The 18,551-nt window shown below is 69.6% G+C and carries 11 protein-coding genes and 2 pseudogenes; 8 read left to right on the top strand and 5 right to left on the bottom strand.

All coding sequences use genetic code 11. The features are described from left to right. Positions 1–164 precede the first annotated feature (164 nt). The 5 genes from JF597_RS29090 to JF597_RS29070 form a co-directional block, all read right to left on the bottom strand. Complete coding sequence (locus JF597_RS29090; protein WP_294002250.1) at positions 165–1,058, bottom strand: hypothetical protein; 894 nt, start codon at positions 1,056–1,058, stop codon at positions 165–167. A gap of 73 nt (positions 1,059–1,131) precedes the next feature. Then, the gene (locus tag JF597_RS29085; protein WP_294002249.1) at positions 1,132–1,395 is read right to left on the bottom strand and encodes a hypothetical protein; all 264 of its coding nucleotides are present in this window, start codon (positions 1,393–1,395) and stop codon (positions 1,132–1,134) included. A gap of 697 nt (positions 1,396–2,092) precedes the next feature. Continuing rightward, on the bottom strand, positions 2,093–2,605 hold the full coding sequence (locus JF597_RS29080; RefSeq protein WP_294002247.1) for a hypothetical protein: 513 nt from the start codon (positions 2,603–2,605) through the stop codon (positions 2,093–2,095). 20 nt (positions 2,606–2,625) lie between these two features. Next, positions 2,626–3,327: an RHS repeat-associated core domain-containing protein gene (locus JF597_RS29075; RefSeq protein ID WP_294002245.1), complete on the bottom strand. Its 702-nt coding sequence runs from the start codon at positions 3,325–3,327 to the stop codon at positions 2,626–2,628. A gap of 243 nt (positions 3,328–3,570) precedes the next feature. Beyond that, positions 3,571–3,981, bottom strand: coding sequence for a hypothetical protein (locus tag JF597_RS29070; protein ID WP_294002243.1), 411 nt, complete (start codon positions 3,979–3,981; stop codon positions 3,571–3,573). Positions 3,982–4,867: 886 nt separating this feature from the next. On the opposite strand from JF597_RS29070, the gene JF597_RS29065 reads away from it, so the two are divergent. From JF597_RS29065 to JF597_RS29030, 8 genes and pseudogenes are all read left to right on the top strand, one after another. Then, positions 4,868–6,466, top strand: coding sequence for an arabinofuranosidase catalytic domain-containing protein (locus JF597_RS29065; protein WP_294002241.1), 1,599 nt, complete (start codon positions 4,868–4,870; stop codon positions 6,464–6,466). 285 nt (positions 6,467–6,751) lie between these two features. Next, on the top strand, positions 6,752–7,903 hold the full coding sequence (locus JF597_RS29060; RefSeq protein WP_294002239.1) for a ricin-type beta-trefoil lectin domain protein: 1,152 nt from the start codon (positions 6,752–6,754) through the stop codon (positions 7,901–7,903). 65 nt (positions 7,904–7,968) lie between these two features. Beyond that, positions 7,969–9,432, top strand: a pseudogene (locus JF597_RS29055) (endo-1,4-beta-xylanase); the annotation flags it as partial. A 481-nt stretch (positions 9,433–9,913) separates the two neighbouring features. Next, positions 9,914–10,888 (top strand): annotated as a pseudogene (locus tag JF597_RS29050) (arabinofuranosidase catalytic domain-containing protein); the annotation flags it as partial. Positions 10,889–10,931: 43 nt separating this feature from the next. Continuing rightward, positions 10,932–12,563 (top strand): ricin-type beta-trefoil lectin domain protein, encoded by a 1,632-nt coding sequence (locus JF597_RS29045; RefSeq protein WP_294002238.1) that lies wholly within the window; start codon positions 10,932–10,934, stop codon positions 12,561–12,563. Positions 12,564–12,634: 71 nt separating this feature from the next. After that, entirely contained in the window at positions 12,635–14,200 is a 1,566-nt protein-coding gene (locus JF597_RS29040; protein ID WP_294002237.1) for an arabinofuranosidase catalytic domain-containing protein, read from the top strand. 70 nt (positions 14,201–14,270) lie between these two features. Continuing rightward, the gene (locus JF597_RS29035; RefSeq protein WP_294002236.1) at positions 14,271–16,097 is read left to right on the top strand and encodes an RICIN domain-containing protein; all 1,827 of its coding nucleotides are present in this window, start codon (positions 14,271–14,273) and stop codon (positions 16,095–16,097) included. A 47-nt stretch (positions 16,098–16,144) separates the two neighbouring features. Beyond that, the gene (locus JF597_RS29030; protein ID WP_294002235.1) at positions 16,145–18,550 is read left to right on the top strand and encodes a ricin-type beta-trefoil lectin domain protein; all 2,406 of its coding nucleotides are present in this window, start codon (positions 16,145–16,147) and stop codon (positions 18,548–18,550) included. The last annotated feature ends 1 nt before the right edge of the window (position 18,551 follow it).

The raw sequence follows: 18,551 nt of genomic DNA, 5'->3' as shown, positions 1-18,551 counted from the left end.
TTCAGGAGGCAGCCGTGACGGCATGGATGAGCCTACGAGGTACTGCTTGCCGAGCATGACGAGCAGGCGATGCCGGTACTGTAGGGGTACGGTGACGAGCCCGAAGGTCGGCACACCGCCCGGATCGCACTGGCCATCGCCCCCCTGACCATTCCGCTCTTCGATCAGACTCGGGCGCGGTGTTCCGCAAGCTCGTGGACCTGACCTGCGGCTTCCTTGGCGCGGCGCCGGGCCTCGTGCACCGCGTGGTCGGCGACTCGGGCGCGGTCGCGGGCCGCGCGGGCCCGCTCCCGGGCGTCCTGCTGATCGTGTTCGGCGTCCCGTAGCTGCTCGGACAGGTTCTTGACGCGTTCTTCGGCGTGCTGCTGCCCTTCTTCTGCCCGCTTCTGCTCCTCCTCGGCCGCCTCCAGTTCGCCCTCGCGTTCGTGCAGTTCCTGATCGGCGGCCGCGGCTTGCTGCCGAGCCCGCTTCAGGCGCATGTCGTCCTCGCGCCGCCGCGCGCGGACGGCCTCCAGGTCGCCGACCGCACCAGCGGGCTTCGCGGCGCGCCGCGAAGCTGCGGCTGGGGCGGGCTGCCGGGTGAGGGCGGGGAAACCGACCGGGCCGCTCAGCGGCTTGGTCAGGTGGCCCTTGGCCCACTGCCCGGCCGCCTCGGGGTCGGCGAGCACGGCGTGGAGGGTGTCCTGGACCTCCTGCCGGACGTCGTCACTGATGCGCTGCCCGGCCTGGGCCGCCAGCTGCCCGGCTTGGCGGGCCAGGGCGAAGGTGAGCTGGTGCTGCTGCGCCGACAGCTCCCGCAGCTGCTCACCGTCGAGATCCTCGTGGGCCCGCCGCAGTGCCTCGCCGAGCCGCAGCAGCTGATGGCTCTCCTCCGGCTGCTCGCGCACGAGCAGGTTGCTCGCCCACGCCGCCATGGTGGGCCGGCGCAGCCGGCGGATCTGTCCGGCCAGCTCCCGGTCCCCGGCAGCGCGGGCGGCCTTGGCGCGCTCGTCCCGGACGGCCGTGAAATCAGCCGGTGCCAGGGCGTACAGCTCATCGGCAACTTCTTCCAGATCCACTCCTGCCTCCCGACCGCGACCAGGCTTCTTGTCTCCTCCCCGTAGCGGGTGCGGACCGGGCGGTGGCCCGGAATCAGCTGGCTTGCTTCACGGCGTGCAGGGACCCGCTGAGGGTGCCCTCCTGCTGTTCGTAGTGGGAGAGTGCCAGGCCGAGCCCTATGAACGTCGGGGCCCATTCACCGACGAAGATCCCCCATCGGTCGGCTCGCTCGACGCCGGCCTGCTCGGCTTTGAGGCTGGTCAGCCAGGACGCGAAGCTGAGACCGATGGACGCCACTCCGGCGATGTAGGCGTGTTCACTGCGGATGCCCATGTCGTGCATCTTCTTGATCACCATGGGGTTCTCCGTTCTGTGGTGTGTCCTGTCGGAGTACCACCCTAAATTGCACCTATACATCCCTTTATGGATGCATTCCTCGATCCGTTCTTTGCTGACGAGCCAGACCCCCCGGATCGTGCGGATTCGTCGGCGTGCCGATCAAGCCGGCCGCTACAACAGCGCGCGTGGTGAGCCGGCGCGGCGCATACGTGTGGGTGTGGCCCTCATGCCTCCGATCGAGCCGATGCTCACGCACTGCGGTGACCGTGCCCTCAGCCGGCCGCGACTGGTCAGTGCAGGTCGGCGACCGTTCCGTGCGGCGAGGGGGCGGTTGCGTGGTGTAGGTTCTCGCTGCTCGTGTCCTACGGCGATGCCGTGACCTGCGGCTTCTCGCGGTGTCTCATGCGGTGGCCAGCCACTCAGTCTCACGGCCGCGGCCAAATCCTCGGGAGCGTCGCCGAGAGCAGGTCTCTGACTTGCGCAGGTGTTCTCTCGCCCCGTGCCATCTTCCGCTTCTGCGATTTGCAACTTCTGCGCCCGTCTCACGGAGCGGCGGTAGAGATCCGTCTCACTGCGAGGTCATCCCCATGGAACCACCTGGGGTGAGAGCTCGGCTGAGCGCGACAGAGGGTGCCGTGCATGGCACGGCTCCCTCTTGGCCCGAGCGGGTCAGCGCTGTTCGCTTGCCCGATCGGGCTTGACTTCCTCCTCGTTCCTAATTGCCGTCGTGGCAGTTGAGTTGAGCGTCAATCTGTGCGGCGGTTCTGGAGCCATCGCTGGTCCAGTACTGTCCGGTCTTCAACTTCGCTGCGGCTACCGTGTGCAGCGTGAAGACGCCGTCCAGTCCTCCACCCGACGGGTCCAAATACCCCACCACGAGATCGCGGGGTAGGGAGGACGGGGCCGGTTGTGGGGCATGGCGCTTAAATCCGTCGCCGGACCAGAGCTTGACGACCCCGCTCTTGGCTGATGGCGTCGTGGGGTTCGAGGCCCACCACAGCACGTGCGGGTGCGCAGTCTTGTCGTCGTGGAAGTCTGTGACCTCCACGCGGCGGATCACGTCGGTGGGGCAGACGGGAAACTTGACGACGATCGTCTTTCCTTCGACGCGTGCGCCGAGCGCCGGGGGCACCGGGTCGGACATGCTGTAGACGCCATACACCCACGTCCCGACGGCCGCGAGGACGGCCAGGCCGACGACCGACCCCACCAGGACGAAGGGCCACACGGGCCGTTTCCGGGGCTGGTTCAGTGGATGCACTGGAGGTAATTCCCGTCCCGGTAGTTGGCGCGGCGCTCCCATTTATTGTGGCAAGGGTTGATTCCCGCCCTCAGGTACATGTAGCCGAAGTGCCATGCGTAGCGCATCCACTGCCGCTTGTGGCGTTTCTCATGGCGCATCCTGGCCGGAGTGACGTAGCTGTTGTTCGAGGTGAAGTAGGTGGTGCCGAGAGTGGTCCCGCCCCGGAGGTGGAGACCACGGCCGCCGGTGCAGACCCGCATGCCGTAGCGGTAGCGGCATCGGTAGCCGAGGTACTTGTGCCCGATGTACGCCATGCCGAGGCCGACGATGCGTGCCTGCTGCCGGTTTCTCCACCGGAGGTAGCCGCCGTAGGCGCGGCTTCCGTAGTGCCAGGCCAGTTTCGCGCCGATGCCGAGGTGGAATCCCCAGAACCGGCCGTCGAGGTCGTAGCGGTTGATCGGATCGCCGCCGCAGTACTCGTAGGCGTTGGCCGAGCCGCCCGGCACGGGATCGATGGACAGGAAGCGCCCGGTGGCGGGGTCGTAGCGGGGCACTCCCATGAGGGTGGCACCGGTGACCGTCTCGCTGGACCGCTCCTTGCCGCCGAGCCAGCCGTAACGGGTGGCGGTGGTGTCGCCCTCCGGGTTGCCGTACTCGTCGAAGGCGAGTGCGGTCGGGGCCTGGCTGGTGTCCAGGCGGAGATCCACGGTGACGTCGCCGTGGATGTCGGTGAGCTGCAGGACGGTGTCGCCGGTGGCGCTGGTGAGGGCGCCGAGGTCCCCGCCGATGTCCTGGACATCGCGGCTGATGGTGCTGCTGGTCTCCTGGGTCCAGTCGGGGCTGTCGCCGTCGGAGCCGTAGTGGCTGGTCTTGGACGCGGTCTGGGTCCACGTGCCGCTGCTGTTGGATTCGGTGGTCCAGGAGGCGAGGCGGCCGGCCGCGTCCAGGCTTCAGGTCTGCCGGCTGGTGCCGGAGGTCTGCTGGTGGACGAGGTCGTTGGCGTAGTAGCCGATGGTGGCGCCGGATGCCTGGGTGGTGGTGCGGCCGAGGGCGTCGTAGACCGTGCCGGAGGTGACCAGCCGGTCGGCGCTGTAGTAGGAGTAGGACGTCGTGGTGGCGCCGGTGGAGGTGCAGGCCGCGCCGACGTCGCTGGCCGAGGTGGCCAGGGCGCTGCGGTTGGGGTTGTCGTCGAAGGTGTAGTCGCGGCGGGTGCAGGCCCCGTCCGGGGCGGTGTCGTCCACCCTCGTGAGGCGTCCGGCGGCGTCGTAGGCGTAGGTGCGGCTGTGGCTCTGTCCGGCGGTGTCGGCGTCGGCCACGACCTGGCCCTGGGCGCTCAGGTCCGTGTTGTCGGAGGCGACCACGGTGCCGTCGCTGTCCTGGGTGTATACGCGGGACGTCTCGGCGCCGGTCTCGTCCTGGCCGACGGTCAGGGTGTAGCCGCCGGACGTGGATGTCTGCGTCGGCGTTACCGTCCGCGCATCGGCCCTGGAGTTCGTCCGGTGCCGGCCCGGCGAAGGGCTCCGCAGTCTCCCCGATAAGGAAGCGTCGGAGGCTGTCGGTTGAGGGCTGCACGGTGGCCGACCGTCGAGGTACCTGGTGGCCCGGCAAGAGATGACGGAGGACCCGTACGGTTTCGGACAGCGCAGTAAGTACGGTCTCGCCTTCATCGGGTCGGGGCTGTGGGCCCGTTTCGCGTCTCACGACGTTCCGAGGTCAGGGCGAACCGATTCGACGCAAGCGATTCGACGGGGTTTCACGACCGGCGTTGCGCAGGCCAGTCGCGTAGTGCGAAGCGCAAACGGCGCCAACCCCCGTTCAAGGGCGTCCGCTTCGGCGAGTGGCCTTCGCTCAGGTGCTCCGTGACCTGGGCCCACTCGGAGATATTCCTGTTCAGTGGCCCGATGGAGGGTCATCCGTAAGTTCGTTGGACGGCCGACGGTCACCCTCGCGCGGCCTCCAGCACCATCGCAGCAGTAGGTCGGGCCGCGGTCCGGGCCCGTTCCATCGCAACTTTTCGTGCTTCCCAAGAGCTTGCGAACCGCGGCAATCAGCAGTCGAATCGATTCCGCAACAAGGTCCGCGGGAAGTGGCTCCCCACCCTTGGCCGCTCTGCGAGACCGGCAGCACCGTGTCCCCCCGACACCTCTCGGCAATCCCACTGCACAACGGCACGTTCAGGCGCTTCGGCATGTGTCACCGCCACCACCGCAACCCGACCGGGTTGCACCGGCACGGTAGGGAGTCCAGATGGGAACCACACGTACAAGACGCCGTCTGCTGCCCGGGCGCGACAGCGTCGAGCGGTTACTCGCGGCGGTACGCCACCGCGGCGCGCCCCGAACCGCGTCGCCTCGGACACATCTCCCTCCGTCGGCGGGCCAGGCCCGTTCCCGGTGGAAGACGTTCGCCCGGGCGGGGGCCGCAGCCGCGCTCGTCGCCGGCGCTCTCGTCGGCGCCACGGCCACGGCCGGCACAGCTCGGGCCGCCACGTCCGGGCCCTGTGACATCTACGCGGCAGGCGGCACGCCCTGCGTGGCGGCGCACAGCACCACACGAGCGCTGTACGCCTCGTACAACGGGCCGCTCTACCAGGTCCGGCGCGCCTCCGACAACTCCACCCGTGACATCGGGGTTCTGAGCGCGGGCGGGTACGCCGACGCCGCCGCCCAGGACTCCTTCTGCTCGGGGACGTCCTGCCTGATCACGGTCATCTACGACCAGTCCGGCCGCAACAACAACCTCACCCAGGCACCCGGCGGCGGTGCCGCGGGCGGCCCCGACAACCTCGCGAACGCGACCGCCGCACCTACCACGGTGGGCGGACACAAGGCCTACGGCGTCTTCGTGGCGCCCGGTACGGGCTACCGGAACAACCACACCAACGGCATCGCCACCGGGGACAACGCCGAGGGCATGTACGCGATCTTCGACGGCACGCACTACAACGGCGGCTGCTGCTTCGACTACGGCAACGCCGAGACGGACAGCAACGACGACGGCAACGGCACGATGGAGGCCATCTACTTCGGCAACATCAAGGTGTGGGGCTACGGTTCGGGCAACGGTCCGTGGATCATGGCCGACCTGGAGAACGGCCTCTTCTCCGGGGTGAACCAGCATTACAACGCCAACGACCCGACCATCAACTACCGCTACACGACCGCCATCATCAAGGGCGGCCCGAACCACTGGGCGATCCGTGGTGGCAACGCGCAGTCCGGCGGCCTGTCCACGTTCTACGACGGAGTACGCCCCAACGTCTCGGGATACAACCCGATGCGCAAACAGGGCGCCATCATCCTGGGCACCGGCGGCGACAACAGCAAGGGTGCCCAAGGCACCTTCTACGAGGGCGTGATGACCTCCGGCTACCCGTCGGACGCCACGGAGAACGCCGTCCAGGCCAACATCACCGCCGTCGGGTACGGCAACTCCGCGGGGGGCGGGACGAGTACCGGCGCGCTGCACGCGGTGGGCGCGGGCAAGTGCCTGGACGTGCCGAACTCCTCCACCACGGCCGGCACACAACTGCAGATCTGGGACTGCAGCGGCGGCGCCAACCAGACGTGGACCCGTACCTCCTCGGGCCAGCTGACCGTCTACAGCGGCAGCAGCCAGATGTGCCTGGACGCGTACGACAACCAGACGTCCGCCGGCACCAAGGTGGTGACCTGGCCGTGCAACGGGGGTGCCAACCAGCAGTGGCAGGTGAACTCGGACGGCACCGTCACCGGCGTCCAGTCCGGGCTGTGCCTCGACGTCACCGGCGCTTCCACGGCCAACGGCGCCCTGGCAGAACTCTGGCCGTGCAACGGCGGATCCAACCAGCGGTGGAGCCTCAACTGACCTGACGGGCTCCGGTCTGCGGCCGGCCCACCACCGGCCGCGGGCCACGCGTCACGAGATGCGGACAACGGACCCCCGGACACGGCACCTGGCGGGAACGGCACCGCCGAGCAGCAGTTCGCCGGGCATCGACCAGGCGCGGCAGCCCGCGCACCGGCTGTCGGCCGATTCACCAATGGCCCTGCAAGAACACAGCCGGCACCAACCAGGACTTCACCCCAGCTGACCGTTCGATTCGTGTGCTCGTTCTCCCCACCCACTGTCCCGCACCAGTGAGGAACGCTCATGAAGAAGTGCTCGGTATCCCTTGCCGTCGCGCTGACGGCCGCGCTCGCCATCGGCGCCGCACCACCCGCGGCGTCCGCCACCGCCACCGGGGCGCCGCCGCCCTCCGCCGAAGGCGCCGCCGCCGCGCCCGCCCCGCTGCGGCTGATGCCGTTGGGCGACTCGATCACCTGGGGCGTCGGCAGCCCGTCCGGGAACAGCTACCGCGGTTTCCTGGGGAACCAGCTGTCGGCCGAGGGGCATGCTCTGGACTTCGTCGGCTCGGGCCGCAACGGCACCATGTCCGACCCGGACAACGAAGGCCACTCCGGCTGGCGGATCGACCAGATCGCCGGCATCGCCGACTCCGTGCTGGCCCGTTACCGCCCCAACGTGGTCACCCTGGAGATCGGCACCAATGACCTGAACGGCAATTACCAGGTCCCGACCGCCCCCGACCGACTTCGCGCGCTCATCGACCAGATCACCCGCGACGCCCCCGACGCGACCGTCCTCGTCGGCACCGTGATCGTCTCCACCAGCGGCACCGAGGAGGCCGTCCGTCCCGCGTTCAACGCCAGGCTCCCTGGAATCGTGCAGGCCGAGCAGGCCGCCGGCAAACATGTACGGCTGGTGGACATGAGCGCTCTGACCAGTGCGGATCTCTCCGACGCCCTGCATCCCAACGACAACGGCTTCCGCAAGATGGCGGACGCCTTCAACGCCGGGGTCCAGGCCGCGGACGCGGCCGGCTGGATCAGGCCGCCGGTATCGGCGGGCGGTGAGGTGCGCTCCGGAATCGCGGGGAAGTGCCTCGACGTCAACAACGGCAGCACCGTCAACGGGACCGCCGCGGACATCGCGGCATGCAACGGTTCGAACGCACAGCAGTGGTCCGCGCTCTCCGACGGCACGCTGCGGGCGCTCGGCAAGTGCCTCGACGCAACGGGCCGCGGTACCGCCAACGGCACGGGGATCGAGATCTGGGACTGCAACGGCGGCGGCAACCAGCAGTGGCAGGCGTACAACGGCGGCTACCGCAATCCTGCCTCCGGCCGCTGCCTCGACGACCCCGGCTCGTCCACCGCCGACGGAACGCAACTGGTCCTGTGGGACTGCAACGGCGGCGCCAACCAGCAGTGGACCGCGCTGCCGGTCACCTCGGCCCAGTGACCCCACCCGGCCGGGGCACCGGCTCCCGGCCGGTGCCATCCCCCACACAAGGAGACTGATTTTTCATGTCCTGGCTCAACGAAGAGCCCCGTCCGCGCAAGATCCTGGCCCTGGCCGCCGTGCTGACGGCCGGCACGGCACTGGCTCTTGCCGGTCCTGCCGGCCCCGCCGCGCACGCGGCCTCCGGCACGCTGGGCGCGGCGGCGGCCGGCAGCGGCCGCTACTTCGGCACGGCCGTGGCCGCCGGGAAGCTCGGTGACGCGACCTACGCGGGAATCCTGGACCGTGAGTTCAGCATGATCACGCCCGAGAACGAGATGAAGTGGGACACCACCGAACCCTCCCGCGGCTCGTTCAATTTCGGCCCCGCCGACCAGATCGTCAACCACGCCACCGCGCACGGCCAGCGGATGCGCGGCCACACCCTCGTCTGGCACTCCCAGCTCCCCGGCTGGGTCAGCTCCCTCACGGACGCGAACACCCTGCGCACGGTGATGGACAACCACATCACCACCGAGATGACCCACTTCAAGGGCAAGATCTACGCCTGGGACGTGGTCAACGAGGCGTTCGCCGACGACGGCAGCGGCCGGCACCGCAGCTCGGTCTTCCAGAACGTGCTGGGCAACGGCTTCATAGAAGAGGCCTTCCGCACCGCCCGGGCCGCCGACCCGGCGGCCAAGCTCTGCTACAACGACTACAACATCGAGAACTGGTCGGACGCCAAGACCCAGGGCGTCTACGCCATGGTGCGCGACTTCAAGTCCCGCGGCGTGCCCATCGACTGCGTCGGCTTCCAGTCCCACTTCGGCACCGGCGGCCCGCCGTCGAGCTTCCAGACCACCCTGTCGAACTTCGCCGCGCTCGGCGTCGACGTACAGATCACCGAACTCGACATCGCGCAGGCACCGGCCACGGCGTACGCGAACACCGTCAAAGCCTGTATGAACGTGGCCCGTTGCACCGGCATCACCGTCTGGGGCATCCGGGACAGCGACTCCTGGCGGAGTGGGGACAACCCCCTGCTGTTCGACGGCGCAGGCAACAAGAAGCCCGCCTACGGCTCGGTCCTGAGCGCCCTGGGCGGCAGTGGGGGCGGCAGCCCGGGCGCCATCGTCCCGGGGACGGTGTACTCCTTGACCGACGCTGCCGCGGGCCGGGCGCTGGACGTGCCGGGCGGGCAGACGGCCAACGGCACGGCCCTGCAGGTCTGGGACGCCAGCGGCGCTGCGAACCAGCAGTGGCGGGCGAGCCAGAACAGTGATGGTTCGTTCACGCTGACGAATGTCGGCAGCGGGCGGGTTCTCGACGAGCCGGGTGGTCAGACGGGCAACGGCACGCGGATGGAGATCTGGGACGCCAACGGCGGTGCCAACCAGCACTGGCGGGCGACCCGGAACAGCGACGGTTCGTACACCCTGACCAACGTCGCCTCCGGCCGGGCGCTGGAGGTACCCGCAGGGCAGACCGCCAACGGAAGCCCCGTCCAGGTCTGGGACTCCAACGGCGGCGCCCATCAGCACTGGAATCTCGGGTGAGGTGATCGGCGCGAGGTAGGGCCGGAAAGCGAACACCCGCGCTCGGTACGGCAGCGGTCGCCGGGCGCGGGTTCAGGCATGCCCTCGGGCGGTCTCATCACGAGCCAGACATGGGATGTATCGAGCGGTGAATTGCCAAGAGCCGTCTATTGACAGGGCGTTGGGCCTGTGGGATCACTATGCGACATGGGATGTATGAGTGTTCCCTGTGAGTGCTCTCGGGCGCGCCGACGGGAGCGGTCGACACCCCTTGCACACCTTCTCGGACAGGCACGGCACTCTCCGTCCCCTTCCCCCGCCCATGCGAGGACACAGAATGCAGCCTCCATCCGCTCCGCCCTGTCGCCCCACCGCTCATGCGTCGCGCCTGTCCGCGGCGGCCGCCGTGATCGTGATGGGACTGCTGGCCATGCTGCTGGCGACCGGGCCGACATGGTCTGCGCCGGCGTCGGCGGCACCCCGGGTGAGTTCGGCGCCCCAGGGGGCCGGCCCGTGCGACATCTACGCCACGGGCGGTACCCCGTGCGTCGCCGCGCACAGCACGGTGCGCGCCCTCTACCGCTCGTACAACGGCCCCCTGTACCAGGTCAGGCGCGCCTCGGACAGCGCGACCCGGGACATCGGCGTCCTGGCACCCGGCGGCTTCGCCGACGCCGCGGCCCAGGACGCCTTCTGCGCGGGCACCAGCTGCGTGATCACGGTCGTCCGCGACCAGTCCGGACACGGCAACGACCTGTGGTACCAGGGCTCGGCCCAGGTCCCGGGATCGAGTCAGAGCAGCCCCGCGAAGGCGACGTCCGAGTCGCTGACCGTCGGGGGCACCAAGGCGTACTCGCTGTACATCAACCCCGGGAACAGCTACTGGCGGGACGGCCACCTGACGGGCGTGCCGACCGGTGCCGCACCCGAAGGAGCGTACATGGTGACCAGCGGCACCCACGTCAACGGTGGCTGCTGCTTCGACTACGGCAACAGCGAGACGACCAGGAAAGCCGACGCGGCCGGGGCGATGGACGCGATCAACTTCGGTACCGAGTGCTGGTTCGGCGGCTGTTCGGGAAGCGGCCCCTGGGTGCAGGCCGACCTCGAATGGGGGCTGTACCCAGGCGGCAGCACGTCCTGGAACCCCAACCAGCGGGCGTTCGCCGGCAAGTTCGTCACGGCGATGCTGAAGAACAACGGCACGTCCAGGTTCGCCCTCAAGGGCGGCAACGCCCAGTCAGGCGGCCTGACCACCCTGTGGGACGGCGCGCTGCCCGGCGGATACAGCCCCATGAGGAAACAAGGGGCCATCGTCCTGGGCAGCGGCGGCGACTGCTGCAAGCCCGGCGGCGGCGCCAACCTCAGCGCCGGCACCTTCTACGAGGGAGCCGTCGTCGCAGGCTATCCCTCCGACGCGACCGACAACGCGGTGCAGGCCAACGTCACCGCCGCCGACTATCGCTGAATGCCCGTCAGTTTCCCCGACCCGGTCCAGGAGTAGATGCCCCATGCCCACGACCACTTCGCTGCCCCCACTGCTGTCGCTGCGCAGAACCCTGGCGCTCGCCCTCTCGGCCCTGCTGCTCGCCGTGGCCGCACCCCTGATCGCCCTCGGGACCGCACCACCCGCCGCCGCCCTCGGCAACGGACTCGCGCCCACTCCGCAGATGGGCTTCAACGACTGGAACGCCTACGGCTGCGACGTCTCCGAGGCGCTGATCAAGGCCACCGCCCAGGCGATGCACACCAACGGCATGCAGGCGGCGGGCTATTCGTACGTCAACATCGACGACTGCTGGATGACCCACAGCCGCGACTCCGGCGGTCACCTGGTGCCGGACCCGGCGAAGTTCCCCGACGGCATCAAGGGCACCGCCGACTACGTCCACTCGTTGGGCCTGAAGCTGGGGATCTATGAGGACGCGGGCACCGCCACCTGCGCGGGATACCCGGGCAGCCTCGGCCACGAGAGCACGGACGCGCAGTCGTTCGCGTCGTGGGGCGTGGACTACCTGAAGTACGACAACTGCAACAACACCGGCGTGCCGGCACAAACCCGGTACACCGCGATGCGGGACGCGCTCGCGGCCACCGGCCGACCGATCCTGTACAGCCTGTGCAACTGGGGCCAGGAGAACGTGTGGACCTGGGGCGCCGACGTGGGCAACAGCTGGCGCACCACGGGAGACATCAGCCCGACCTTCTCCAGCATGCTGTCGATCTTCCACAGCAACGTGGGGCTGGCCTCCTACGCCGGCCCCGGCCACTGGAACGACCCGGACATGCTGGAGGTCGGCAACGGCTCGATGACGGCCACCGAGAACCGCAGCGAGTTCAGCCTCTGGGCGGAGATGGCCGCGCCGCTCATCGCCGGCACCAACATCCCCCAGGCGAGCGCCTCCACCCTGTCCACGCTGACCAACTCCCGGGTGATCGCGGTCGACCAGGACCCCCTCGGCAAGCAGGGCACCATGGTGTCGTCCGCCGGCGGCCTGGACGTGCTGGCCAAGCCGCTCGCGAACGGGGACGTGTCGGTCGCGCTGTTCAACGAGACGGGCTCCACGGCGACCATCACCACCACCGCGGCCGCCATCGGGAAGACCGGGGCGTCCGCCTACACCCTCACCGACCTGTGGTCGGGCGGGTCCTCGACCACCTCCGGCACCATCAGCGCCTCGGTACCGGCCCACGGCACGGTCATGTACCGGGTCGCGGGCGGCACCAGCAGCGGCGGCGGCACCGGCGTGACGGGGGAACTGCACGCGGTCGGCGCCGGCAAGTGCCTGGACGTACCCAACTCCACCACTACCGCGGGCACCCAGGTGGAGATCTGGAGCTGCAACGGCGGCGCCAACCAGACCTGGACACACACCACGTCCAACCAGCTCACCGTCTACTCCGGCACGGCCCAGACGTGCCTGGACGCCTACGACAACCAGACCACGCCGGGGACGAAGGTGGAGATCTGGCCGTGCAACGGCCAGACCAACCAGCAGTGGACGCTGAACTCCAACGGCACGATCACCGGCGTCCAGTCCGGCCTGTGCCTGGACGTCACCGGCGGGGCCACGGCGGACGGAACCCTCGCCGAGCTGTGGACCTGCAACGGGAGCAGCGGCCAGCAATGGACGCTGGGCTGACTCCCCCCTGCCCCTAGGCACCGGCAGCCGCGGTGCCGCCGTGCGGCGGCACCGCCACGGAGGAGGACTCCTTGCCCGGATCAACAGCCGACCACCGGCGAAGGCGCTTCCCGGCCCCGTTCCTGATCGCCCCGTTCCCGATCGCCGTGTTCCTGATCGCCCTGGCGATGGCCCTGGCCGCGTGGGGCACCCCGGCCTTCGCCACGTCCCCGCCGACCGGAGCCACCATCGCCGTCCACGACTCGGCCCCCGGCCCCGCGGCCGCCGCGTCGCTGCCGTGCGACATCTATGCCGCCGGCGGCACCCCGTGCGTGACGGCCCACTCCACGACCAGGGCGCTCCTCGCGGCGTACGACGGACCGCTGTACCAGATCCAGCGGTCCTCCGACCACGCCTACCGTGACATCGGGCTGCTCGCCCCAGGAGGGTACGCCGACGCCGCCTCCCAGGTGTCGTTCTGTGCGGGCACCTCGTGCACGATCACGAAGATCTACGACCAGACCACCCGCCACAACGACCTGCCGATCTCCTGGGGCGGCTACTGGAAAGGGCCCGGTCCGAGCGGATCCGACGTGGGAGCCGACGCCATGGCCCTGCCGGTGACCGCGGGCGGCCACCAGGTCTTCGGCGTCAAGGTCACCCCCGGTGTCGGTTACCGCATCGACCACGCGAGCGGCGTCGCCACCGGCTCCCAGCCCGAAGGCATCTACATGGTGACCTCGTCGAACTTCACCAACCAGTGGTGCTGCTTCGACTACGGCAGCGGCGAGAACTCCCACACCGACACCGGCAACGCCACCATGAACGCCATCTACTGGGGCAACGCCTGCTGGTTCGGCGGCTGCACCGGCAGCGGCCCGTGGGTGGAGGCCGACCTGGAGAACGGCATGTTCCACACCAACACCGGCTCCAACAAGGACCCGAACAACCAGGGCGTGCACCACCCGTTCGTCAGCGCGTGGCTGAAGAACAACGGCACCAGCAACTTCACCCTCAAGTACGGCGACGGTGCAGGCGGTGGACTGACCACCACCTTCTCCGGCCCCCTTCCCAACGGCTACTCACCGATGAAGGTCGACAACTCCGTCCTCCTCGGCACCGGCGGCGACAACAGCGTCTCGGGACAGGGCGAGTTCTTCGAGGGCGCGATGACGGCGGGTTACCCCTCCGACGCCACCGAGAACGCCGTCCAGGCCGGCATCACCGCCGCCGGGTACGGGACGTCGGGCGGCGGGGGCGGCACCACCGGTGCGCTGCACGCGGTGGGCGCGGGCAAGTGCCTGGAGGAACCGGGCAGTTCGACGACACCGGGAACGCAGACGCAGATCCGGGACTGCTCCGGCGGGGCCAACCAGACCTGGTCCGAGAGCACCTCCGGTGAGCTGAGCGTCTCCCTCGGAGGCGGCCGCCTGTGCCTGGACGCCTCCGGACAGGGCACCAGCCCCGGCACGAAGGTCATCACCTGGACCTGCAACGGCCAGAGCAACCAGCAATGGACGCTCAACACCGACGGCACCGTCACCAGCGCCCAGTCCGGGCTCTGCCTGGACGTGTCGGGCGCCGCCACCGCCAACGGAAGCCCCGTACAGCTGTGGACCTGCAACGGCCAGTCCAACCAGAAATGGACGCTGAGCTGACCGGTGAGCCCCCGCCCCCGGCTCCGGGCGGGGGCATCCCGCCGCCCCGACTCAGGAGGATCGGATGAGGATGAACACGAGACCCGGCCTTCCGGCCCTGGTGACCGGCATCGTCCTGACACTCGTGCTGGCGCTGCTGACGACGGCCCCGAGCCGGGCCGCCTCGGGCACGTCGCTGAGCGTCGACCTGGCCTCGACCCGGGGACCGTCCACCGGCGTGGGGGAAGGGTTCCTCTACGGCATCAGCCAGGACGGCACCCAGCCCGCCGACCAGTTCCTGCAGCCGCTGGGGATCAACGCGTTCCGCGGCGGCGGATGGTTCTCCGGCGGTTGGATCAGGGACGGCTACCAGTACGGGTCGGCGACCCGGGCCGACCTCGACTCGATCACCGCGCAGGCCCGCCGGCTCACCCGGCCGCCCTACCACGCGCAGTACCAGGTGCTGGTCAGCGACATCTACGGTGCCAACGGCGGCCAGCCCTCGAACACCAGGTATCCGTGCGACAACGGCGACTGCTCGAACTGGATCAGCTTCATCGACGCCACGGTGGGGGCCCTGCAGGCGTCGGGACTCACGTTCTCCTACGACATCTGGAACGAGCCGGACATCTCCGTGTTCTGGACCCGGGGCGTCAACAGCGCGCAGTACTTCCAGATGTGGGACACCGCCTACCGGGAGATCCGGCGCCTCGCCCCCGGGGCGCAGATCGTGGGGCCGTCCCTCGCCTTCACCCCGCAGCGCAACCCGGGGAAGTGGCAGACCTGGCTCGCACACGTGAAAGCGGCCGGGACCGTCCCCGACATGATCAGCAACCACAACGAGGGCGACGTCGACGACCCCGTCACCGTCGCCCAGACCCTGCGCACCTCCCTCAGCGCGGCGGGCATCGGCCCGCTGCCGCTCTCCTCGAACGAGTACCAGCCCGCCGACCGGCAGACCGCCGGAGTGACGGCCTGGTACCTGGCCCGGTTCGCGCAGTCCGGGTACACCAACGCCATGCGCGGCAACTGGGTGTGCTGCACGACCCCGAACCTGACGGGAGTGCTCACCCAGAGCGGGGGCACCTGGCAGCCGACCGGCAACTGGTGGGCGCTTCGGGACTACGCCGACATGACGGGAACCCTCGTCGGCACCTCCGGGCAGGTCGGCTCCACGGCCATCGCCGCTTCCGAGGACTCCGCCGCCGAACGCGCCGTGGCGCTCATCGGTGACTCCAACGGGTACACCGGCGCCGCGTCCGTGTCCTTCGACGGGCTGTCCTCCGTGCCCTGGCTGACGAACGCGGGCAGCGTCCACGTCACCGTGCACCGCATCCCGGACCAGGCGCCGCTCGGTGCGCCGCAGACCGTGTACGACCAGAACGTGAGCGCATCCGGTGGCTCGCTCACCGTGCCGCTCACCTTCCAGGCAACGCACGACGCGTTCGCCGTCTACCTGACCCCGGCCTCCGCCGGCGGCACGGGCTTCCCGGACGGCTACCACCCACTCGTCGTCGCCGGCGACAACCTGTGCCTGGACGTGTACGGCGACTCCACCGCCGCGGGCGCCGCGGTCGACCAGTGGACCTGCAACGGCCAGGGCAACCAGCAGTTCCGGTTCCTGCCGGCCGCGGGCGGTTACGGCGAACTGCGCGCCCAGCACTCCGGCCAGGACGTGGCGGTCGCCGGCGCCTCCACGACGCCGGGCACCCCGGACATCGTCCAGCAGGCCCCCGGCACGGCCGCCGGCGCCCTCTGGCTGCCCGTGCGCCAGTCAGACGGCTCCTACGCCTTCCAGAACCGCAACAGCGGCCTGTGCCTGGACGTCTACGGCGCCGGCAGCACCCCTGGACAGCAACTGGACCAGTGGCAGTGCAAGAACGCGCCGGGCACCAACCAGGACTTCGTCGTCCGCTGATACCGCACCCGACGCGGACCCCACCGACCTGCGAAAGGAACTTCACCGTGTCAGCAATCAGACGGCTGCTGCGGCGCCTGCGCGCCTCGACCGCCGTGCTCACGGGCCTCCTCCTGGCCGTCGGCGGCCTTGTCGGCACCGTCGCCGCCCCGGCGCACGCCGCCACCTCGATCACCATCAACGGGGCGTCCGGCGGACGGACCTTCGACGGCGTCGGCGCGATCAGTGGGGGCGGCGGCAACAGCAGACTCCTGATCGACTACCCCGAGCCCCAGCGCGGCCAGATCCTCGACTACCTCTTCAAGCCCGGCTACGGGGCCTCCCTGCAGATCCTCAAGGCCGAGATCGGCGGGGACACCAACTCCACCTCCGGCGCCGAGCCGAGCCACCAGCACACCCGCTCCGACCTGAACTGCGACCGGGGTTACGAATGGTGGCTCATGGAGCAGGCCAAGGCCCGCAACCCGGACATCAAGCTCTACGGGCTCGCCTGGGGCGCGCCGGGCTGGATCGGCGGCGGGAACTTCTGGTCCACCGACATGGTCAACTACCTGGTCTCATGGCTGGGCTGCGCCAAACAGCACGGCCTCGCCATCGACTACCTCGGCGGCTGGAACGAACGCGGCTACAACGTCTCCTGGTACGAGCAACTGCGCAGCGCGCTCAACTCCAACGGCTACGGCAGCGTCAAGATCGTCGCGGCCGACTCGGACTGGACCGTGGCCAACGACGTCAACTCCAACGCGGCGTTCGCCGCGGCGGTGAGCGTCATCGGCACGCACTACCCCTGCGGTTACCGCTCCTCCCAGTCCAACTGCTCGGTGCCGTCGGCCGCCACGTCCTCCGGAAAGCCCCTGTGGGCCAGCGAGAACGGCTCGGACGACTACAACGGGGGAGCACCCGCCATGGCCCGCGGCATCAACCGCGGATACATCGACGGCCGGATGACCGCGTATCTCAACTGGCCGGTCATCGCGGCGATCACGCCGAACCTGCCGTACCCCACCATGGGCCTCGCCCTGGCCGCCCAGCCCTGGTCCGGCCACTACGCGATCGGCAAGAACACCTGGGTCATGGCGCACACCAGCCAGTTCACCGCCCCGGGCTGGAAGTACCTCGACTCCTCCAGCGGCTACATCGGCGGCAACCGGAACAACGGCAGCTACGTCTCGCTGAAGTCCCCCGGCAACTCCGACTACTCCACCGTCATCGAGACGATGGACGCCGGCGGCGCACAGACCCTGAACTTCGACGTCGCCGGAGGCCTGTCCAGCGGAACCGTCCACGTCTGGTCGACCGACGTGAACTCGTCGAACCCGGCCGACTACTTCGTGCACACCGCCGACGTCACCCCCTCCGGCGGAGGCTTCAGCCTCACCGTGCAGCCCCATCACGTCTACACCCTGACCACCACGACCGGGCAGGGCAAGGGCACCGCCACCGGCCCCGCCCAGGGCGCCATGAGCCTGCCGTACAAGGACACCTTCGACGGCTACACCACCGGCACCGAGGCGAAGTACCTCATGGACTGGCAGGGCGCCTTCGAGGTGACGGCCTGCGGTGGCGGCCGCGGCGGCAAGTGCGTGCGCCAGATGAGTCCCCAGAAACCGATCACCTGGGACGCGCTGTCCGATCCGCACGCCCTGCTCGGCGACGTGGGCTGGAGCAACTACACCGTCTCCTCCGACGTGCTGCTCGAACAGCAGGGATACGCCGAGCTGATCGGCCGCGCGAACGGCCAGGACTACAGCAGCACCGGCGGACTCGACGCCTACCACCTGCGGGTGAGCGACACCGGTGCCTGGTCGATCCTGAACTCGGGCACCAACGGCACCGTCTCCACTCTCGCCCACGGCACGACCACGGCACTGGGCACCAACCGGTGGCACACTCTCGCCCTCACCTTCTCCGGGACCACCATCAGCGCCGTCATCGACGGTTCCACGGTCGGCTCCGCCGACGACCGCACCTGGGCCGGCGGACAGGTCGGCTACGCGACCGGCCAGGGCGAGACGGCACAGTTCGACAACCTCTCCGTCACCCCCGGCAGCGGCGGCGGAGGAGGTACGACCGGCCCGATCGTCGGAGCCGCCTCCGGCCGGTGCGTGGACGTGCCCAACCAGTCGCAGACCCCCGGAACCCAGGTGGAGCTGTGGGACTGCAACGGCGGCAGCAACCAGCAGTGGACCAGCACACCGGCCGGTGAGATCCGGGTCTACGGCAACGCCTGCCTGGACGCGGCGGGCAGCGGCACCAGCCCCGGCACCAAGGTCGACATCTCCGGGTGCACCGGCGGCAGCAACCAGAAGTGGACGCTCAACGCCGACGGCACGATCACCGGCGCCCAGTCCGGCCTGTGCCTGGACGCCACCGGCGCGGGAACGGCCAACGGCACCCTGCTGGAGCTGTGGACGTGCACCGGCGCCGGCAACCAGACGTGGACGCGCGAGTGAC

The sequence above is a fragment of the Streptomyces sp. genome, from assembly GCF_019510245.1.
Classification (GTDB): Bacteria; Actinomycetota; Actinomycetes; order Streptomycetales; family Streptomycetaceae; genus Streptomyces.
This window is presented reverse-complemented; position numbering and strand designations above follow the sequence as displayed.

Bases quoted from the DNA above. Each gene is read 5' to 3' on its own strand.
- JF597_RS29085 (WP_294002249.1), bottom strand. From the start codon at position 1,395: ATGGTGATCAAGAAGATGCACGACATGGGCATCCGCAGTGAACACGCC.
- JF597_RS29065 (WP_294002241.1), top strand. From the start codon at position 4,868: ATGGGAACCACACGTACAAGACGCCGTCTGCTGCCCGGGCGCGACAGC.
- JF597_RS29060 (WP_294002239.1), top strand. From the start codon at position 6,752: ATGAAGAAGTGCTCGGTATCCCTTGCCGTCGCGCTGACGGCCGCGCTC.
- JF597_RS29045 (WP_294002238.1), top strand. From the start codon at position 10,932: ATGCCCACGACCACTTCGCTGCCCCCACTGCTGTCGCTGCGCAGAACC.
- JF597_RS29035 (WP_294002236.1), top strand. From the start codon at position 14,271: ATGAACACGAGACCCGGCCTTCCGGCCCTGGTGACCGGCATCGTCCTG.